This is a genomic window from Streptomyces sp. NPDC058459, from assembly GCF_042721685.1.
Lineage (GTDB): Bacteria > Actinomycetota > Actinomycetes > Streptomycetales > Streptomycetaceae > Streptomyces.
Genome location: NZ_JBHXLV010000351.1, coordinates 1 through 3,460, shown reverse-complemented (window position 1 = coordinate 3,460; position 3,460 = coordinate 1). Strand labels below are relative to the sequence as shown.

The following is a 3,460-nucleotide window of genomic DNA, read 5'->3' as shown; positions in this document are numbered from 1 at the left end:
ACCCAGTGACGGCGTGAGACCCGCAGAAGGGGTTACCGGGGAGGACATGGTGCGTTTCGGGGCCGTGGGTCTCCTTCTGATCGGTGCCGCCGCCGCGGCGTCCGCCGCCGTCCTCCTCTCCCCGTGGTGGTGGTTCGCCACGGGCGTCCTTGCGGCCGTGGGCCTGCTGGGCGTCTACGACCTGCTCCAGCGCTCCCATACGGTGCTGCGCAACTACCCCGTCATCGGCCACGCCCGCTACCTCCTCGAAGCGGTCCGCCCGGAACTCCAGCAGTACTTCGTCGAGCGCAACTTCGACGGCCGCCCCTACGACCGCGACACCCGCGACATCGTCTACGAGCGGGCCAAGGGCGTCGACGCCGAGGAGCCCTTCGGCAGCGAACGCGACATGTACGAGCGGGGCTACGAGTTCCTGGTGCCGTCGATGGCCCCCGTGGACGCCCCCGACACCCCGCCCAGGGTCAGGATCGGCGGCCCCGGCTGCGACCGGCCATACGACATGGCGCTGCTCAACGTCTCCGCCATGAGCTTCGGCTCCCTCTCCGCCAACGCGGTCCTCGCCCTCAACACCGGTGCCGCGCGCGGCGGTTTCGCCCACGACACCGGCGAGGGCGGGCTCTCCGAGTACCACCTGCGCCCCGGCGGCGACCTGGTGTGGGAGATCGGCACGGGTTACTTCGGCTGCCGCACCGAGGACGGCGGCTTCGACGCCGGGAAGTTCGCCGAGAAGGCGGCCCACCCTGCCGTCAAGTGCGTCTCGCTCAAGCTCTCCCAGGGCGCCAAGCCCGGAATCGGCGGTGTCCTGCCCGGCGGCAAGGTCAACGCCGAGATAGCCGAGGTGCGCGGGGTCCCGCAGGGGCAGACGGTGATCTCACCGCCGTACCACCGGGAGTTCCACACCCCGCGCGAGCTGGTCGGGTTCCTGGCCAGGATGCGTGACCTCGCGGGCGGCAAGCCGGTCGGGTTCAAGCTCTGTCCGGGCTCGCGCACCCAGTTCCTCGCCGTCTGCAAGGCCATGCTGGCCGAGGGGATCACCCCCGACTTCATCGTGGTCGACGGCGCCGAGGGCGGTACCGGCGCCGCGCCGCTGGAGTTCGCCGACCACCTCGGCATGCCCCTCACCGAGGGACTCATCACCGTCCACAACGCCCTGACCGGCGCCGGACTGCGCGACCGCATCCGGGTCGGCGCGAGCGGCAAGGTCGCCACCGGCGCGGACCTGGTCAAGCGGCTGCTCATGGGCGCCGACTACACCAACGCGGCCCGCAGCATGATGTTCGCCGTCGGCTGCATCCAGGCCCAGCGCTGCCACACCAACCGCTGTCCCACCGGCATCACCACCCAGGACCCGCGCCGTGCCCGCGCCCTCGACGTCCCGGACAAGTCCGAGCGGGTCCGCCGCTACCAGGAGGCGACCGTCCGCAGCGCCCAGCAGATTATGGCCGCGATGGGCGTCACCGACCCGAAGGAGCTGCGCCCGGAGATGCTGCGCCGCCGCTCCACCCCGACCGGCGACTTCCGCTCCTACGCGGTGCTCTACGACTGGCTTGCCCCTGGCGAGCTGATCGAGCGGCCACCCGCCGCATGGGCCGCCGACTGGAAAGCCGCCGACCCGGACCGTTTCGCCGGCTGAACCGAAGGCACCCGTACCGGTACGGCGGCACACCGTCCGCCGTACGACAGCAGCGGGCCGCGAGGGCCCGTGGAGAGGACGCACCCCATGGCCCGCACCGTCGCCCGTCTGTTCGTCGACACGCTGGAGGAACTCGGCGTACGCCAGGTGTTCGGTGTCGTCGGCGACGCGCTCAACCCGTTCACCGACGCCATCCGCACCTCAGAGGCCGTGTCCTGGGTGGGCTGCCGCCACGAGGAGGCGGCAGCCTTCGCGGCCGGCGCCCAGTCCCAGCTCACCGACACGATCGGGGTCTGCATGGGCACGGTCGGTCCCGGCGCGGTCCACCTGCTGAACGGCCTCTACGACGCCGCGAAGAGCGGTACGCCGGTCCTGGCCATCGCGGGGCAGGTCCCGCAGTCCGAGATCGGCACCGACTACTTCCAGGAGGTCGACAACGACCTGCTCTTCAAGGACGTCGCCGTCTTCCGCGCCACCGTCACCTCGCCCGCGCAGCTTCCCGCGCTGCTGGAGGTCGCCGTACGCACCGCCGTCGGCCGGCGCGGGGTCGCCGTGCTCACCGTGCCCGGCGACGTCGGCGACCTGGAGCTGCCCGACGACCGGCCCGTGCGGCTGTCGCTGACCGGCTCGGCCAACCGGCCCGACGACCCCGCACTCGACGAGGCAGCCTCCGTGATCGACGAGGGCGGCAAGGTCACCCTGCTCGTCGGCCGGGGCGCGCGCGGCTGCCGCGAGGAGGTCCTCGCCCTGGCCGAGCGGCTGGCGGCGCCGATGGTGATCACCCTCAAGGCGAAGGAGGGCTTCGAGGGCGGCAACCCCTACCAGGTCGGCCAGACCGGCCTCATCGGCAATCCGGCCGCCGCCCACGCCATGGACCATGCCGACACCCTGGTGCTGCTCGGCACCGACTTCCCGTACCGCGACTGGTATCCGGAGGGGAAGAAGGTGATCCAGGTCGACCGGGTCGCCGAGCACATCGGGCGCCGGGTGCCGGTGGACATCGGCCTCGCGGCGGATGTCGGGCCGACCGTGCGCGGCCTGCTGGACCGCGTCCAGGCGCGGACGGACCGGGATCATCTCGACTCGGCGCGCGAGAGGTTCGCCAAGTGGCAGGAGGGGCAGCGGGACCTCGCCTCGCCCGGCCACGACCGGGGGCTGCTCGGCAAGGTCCGCTCCAAGTTCGACAACCGCTCGCACCTCGTCCGGCCCGAGGCGCTGGCCGCGGCCGTGGACGCCGTCGCGGACGAGGACGCCGTCTTCACCTCCGACACCGGCATGGCCACGGTGTGGCTCTCCCGGTTCGTGGAGATGCGCGGCGCCCGCCGTCTGCTCGGCTCCTACAACCTCGGCTCGATGGCCAACGCCATGCCGCAGGCGATCGGCGCCCAGCTGCTCGACCGGGACCGGCAGGTCGTCGCGTTCTGCGGCGACGGCGGCCTCTCCATGCTGCTGGGCGATCTGATGACCATCCGCACCGAGCGGCTGCCGGTGAAGCTCGTCGTCTTCGACAACCAGCGCCTCGGCATGGTCAAGCTGGAGCAGGAACAGGCCGGCCTGCCCGAGTTCGGCACGGTCCTCGACAACCCGGACTTCGCTGCCGTCGCCCAGGCCCTCGGGATCACCGGCATCCGGGTCACCCGGCCCGAGGAGCTGACGGACGCGGTGAAGCGCGCGTTCGCCGAGCCGGGACCCGTCCTGCTGGACGTGCTCACCAACCCCGACGAGATCGCCGTACCCGGCAAGGCCACCGTCCAGCAGGGCTGGGGCTTCGCCATCGCCAAGGTCAAGGAGAACCTGTCGAGTTCCAGCCGGTGAGCAGGCGGAGGG

2 protein-coding genes are annotated in these 3,460 nt (G+C 72.0%); both read left to right on the top strand.

Features of this window, described 5'->3' with window-relative positions:
• Positions 1-46 precede the first annotated feature (46 nt).
• Positions 47-1,633, top strand: a complete 1,587-nt coding sequence (locus ACFWN1_RS32375) for an FMN-binding glutamate synthase family protein (protein WP_384370037.1) — start codon at positions 47-49, stop codon at positions 1,631-1,633.
• 87 nt (positions 1,634-1,720) lie between these two features.
• Positions 1,721-3,448 carry a thiamine pyrophosphate-dependent enzyme gene (locus ACFWN1_RS32370; RefSeq protein ID WP_384370034.1) on the top strand — a complete coding sequence of 576 codons (1,728 nt, stop codon included), beginning with the start codon at positions 1,721-1,723 and terminating at the stop codon, positions 3,446-3,448.
• Positions 3,449-3,460: the final 12 nt, after the last annotated feature.